We start from the raw sequence: 2,764 nt of genomic DNA, 5'->3' as shown, positions 1-2,764 counted from the left end.
AGCCCGCAACGCACCAAGGAACGCCATCGCAAAAATAGCCTTAGAGCGTTGATCCTTCAAGTTTTGAACTGGCATCTCGTGCAGTAATGCTTCTGCCTCATCTAATGTCGGGTAGGCTTTTGCCTGCTTAGCCAATGAGGCGGAATAGACGGATTTTGGTAGTTTCAGATAGTCTGGAAGATCCCGAGGTAACCGCTTGTAGCCGTCCTGCTTTAACAACCATTGAAGGAACGCGGTCAAATGCGATGCGGTATGGGCGACGGTCGATTTCGATCTTTGTAGCTCATTCTTTGCGAGCAACGACTGCTTCAGTTTCTCTCTTACCAATCCAATATCGTGGTTGGTAAGCTGGTCAAAAGGCTTCCCGACCAATGTTTCTTCCAGTAACCGAATGGCGCTGAGGTGACGGTCTACGGTTTTCTCGTCGTAACGCCCAGCAAAATTCTGCCATCTATACATCAGGCGGTCGTTTGCTGTCCAAACCACGGTAGGATGGGTTTCTTCATCTTTCCCAATACGACCGAGGTCTTCGTGAATCTCTTCGTGTAGGGAATCCTTGGTGGTGTTGGGATTGCGTAGGGCGTCAAAATAGTCCCTATCAGCCTGTGAAGTGAACTTTTGGACATGCGCTCCGCACTCTGGGCAAATCCCAAGACACATGTGCGTGCCCTCGCGTACGACCCGCTCTGAGAGGGTTCCGACCTCTGGAAATACAGCAAGCTTACAGCCGGTGCATTTGACCTCACCGGGGCGCAGGTGAATTTTCGCACGCGCTCGTCGCTGCTTATGAAATGCGTTCACAACAGCGCCCCTGAAAAGATGCGGCTGCTTCTTGTCAGATTTTTGCAAACCCTGCTTGGTCCAATTGGTGACCGTATTTGCGGAGACTTCATATATTCGCTCTAGGTCTTGGATCGAATATACTCTGTTTTTTTTGAGGGTGCTTGGTGAGTAAGAACGGCTCATAGTTGATTTACTGACTATCGTCGTCAGTGTTTCCGTCAAACAGCGCGCGGATTTCTTCCACCTTCCAAACTGTAGTACGCGGCCCAAGTTTCTGGGGCTGTGGGAAACGCCCGTCCTTCACGCCTTGCCACCAAGTAGATTTTGACACGGGAATAGGGCCGTTTGGGCCCAATATTTGGGATAGACGGACGAATCCATCTTTCGGGAAAGGTACATTTCTCAACGTGATACATCCTTGTATTCTAAGGTGTGATCAAGTTTGACTGCATCTTTGTTCGTATTGGGGATTCAGAGGGTGAATTTTATCCCATTGTATCTAAACGATAAATAGAGTTTTGGGTCTGTTTGGTGAATTTAGTGCTCATCATCGGATGCGGATAGTTCAAGCCCCTTTGATATAAGTAGCTTGATTGGTCTAATTGCTGGGGTTTGGCCTTGAAGTTCAGCATCATGCTGGATTTCCTTTGCAACGCGTCCGACATCGCTCGGTGTTTTTAGGCCATACTTCTCCATCGCTATCGAGTAGATGAGTTTTGCATGAAGGTTATAGCTACTTTTGTGGAGAGGCTTGCGGTTTCGGACCGTGACCTTGGGGATAACGGCGCTGCCGGTATCCGGTTCGTCGATAAACTTGTACCTAAGCATGGTGCGAAATCTGCTCGCAATTTTGAACTTTACCTGCTTGACCCATGTGTAGAATGCAAGCAAGTCCAATTTTGCGCTTTCATCATCGGGGTCAGCACCTAGGCCATTGGCAATCGCTTCATATTGATCTTCCAGAAAACCAAGCATTTTGTCCTGTGAAGCTAGATGGCCATATCGATTGAAAAGCGCATCAAAGTTGACTTTTCGCGGGTCGAGCCCAACGCTTAGGAGTGTTAGTTCGGGGAGGGTGCAACTTGAAAAAGCTCTCCAATGAGCGACATCAATTTCCACCGGTTTGACATGCCAACCCGATATGAACCATGCTGGTTCTCTTTCTTTAAGCATCAGAATTTTATTGACGATCTCAAAGCAGGTGCCTTTTGGGTCACGAAGCAGTCTTCGGCCATTGTAGTTGTTCTCTTGGAAGTGCTTGATCAATTCTTCCGTAGACCAAGGTTCCAGCATTTTACGAAGCACTTGCCGAAGGGCTTGGATGTCGGCGTGATACTCGTCTGCAAGCTTAGGGAAGTGAGGGCCAATCGACTTTTCCGAGATAGGCTTCTTCCAGTTCGCTAGATCGCCTAAAGCGTCATCTATGATCTCCTTCATCAAGATTGCTTTGGGGTCTAGGGCGCTCATGTCGGCTTCCTAATTTCGTCAGTGTATTCAGCCCACCAATTTGCGAGGCGAACGCGTTCATCCCAATGTTCTCCGCGTGCGTATGCTCGACGAACCTCATTCTTCTCAACATGCGCTAAAGCGCGCTCAATGGCATCAGCGTGCCAAAGCCCGCTTTCGTTTGCCAATGTTGAAAAGCTAGCCCTAAAGCCATGCGCAGTCATTTCATCGCCGGAATACCCCATGCGCCGCAATGCTGCGTTCAGCGTGTTCTCTGACATCGGGCGCTTCCATGTGCGCAGGGACGGGAACAGATATTCGCCGTTACCGTTCATCCGTCGCAATTCCTCTAGCAAAGCAATCGCTTGAGCGGGTAGAGGAACAACGTGATCCCGCCGCATCTTCATCTTTTCTGCGGGTATCGACCAAACTTTGTTTACAAAGTCGATCTCGGACCACTTGGCATGACGTATCTCACCGGGGCGTTGGGCGAGCAAGGCCAGCAATTTGAGCGCAATGCGCGTTGTCGCTTGTC

The 2,764-nt window shown here is 49.5% G+C and carries 4 protein-coding genes; all 4 read right to left on the bottom strand.

Annotated elements, in window-relative coordinates:
- Positions 1 to 801, bottom strand: an 801-nt coding sequence (locus ACSHWX_RS18110) for a hypothetical protein (protein WP_435669610.1), incomplete at its 3' end; no start/stop codon positions are given.
- Positions 802 to 973: 172 nt separating this feature from the next.
- Positions 974 to 1,189, bottom strand: a complete 216-nt coding sequence (locus ACSHWX_RS18105; RefSeq protein ID WP_435669609.1) for a helix-turn-helix transcriptional regulator — start codon at positions 1,187 to 1,189, stop codon at positions 974 to 976.
- Between the two features lie 131 nt (positions 1,190 to 1,320).
- Positions 1,321 to 2,250, bottom strand: a complete 930-nt coding sequence (locus ACSHWX_RS18100; protein WP_435669608.1) for a hypothetical protein — start codon at positions 2,248 to 2,250, stop codon at positions 1,321 to 1,323.
- Positions 2,247 to 2,764, bottom strand: a 518-nt coding sequence (locus ACSHWX_RS18095; protein ID WP_435669607.1) for a tyrosine-type recombinase/integrase, incomplete at its 5' end; no start/stop codon positions are given. The genes ACSHWX_RS18100 and ACSHWX_RS18095, both read right to left, overlap by 4 nt.

The sequence above is a fragment of the Maritalea sp. genome (assembly GCF_051251695.1).
In the GTDB taxonomy this organism is placed as follows: Bacteria; Pseudomonadota; Alphaproteobacteria; order Rhizobiales; family Devosiaceae; genus Maritalea.
This window is presented reverse-complemented; position numbering and strand designations above follow the sequence as displayed.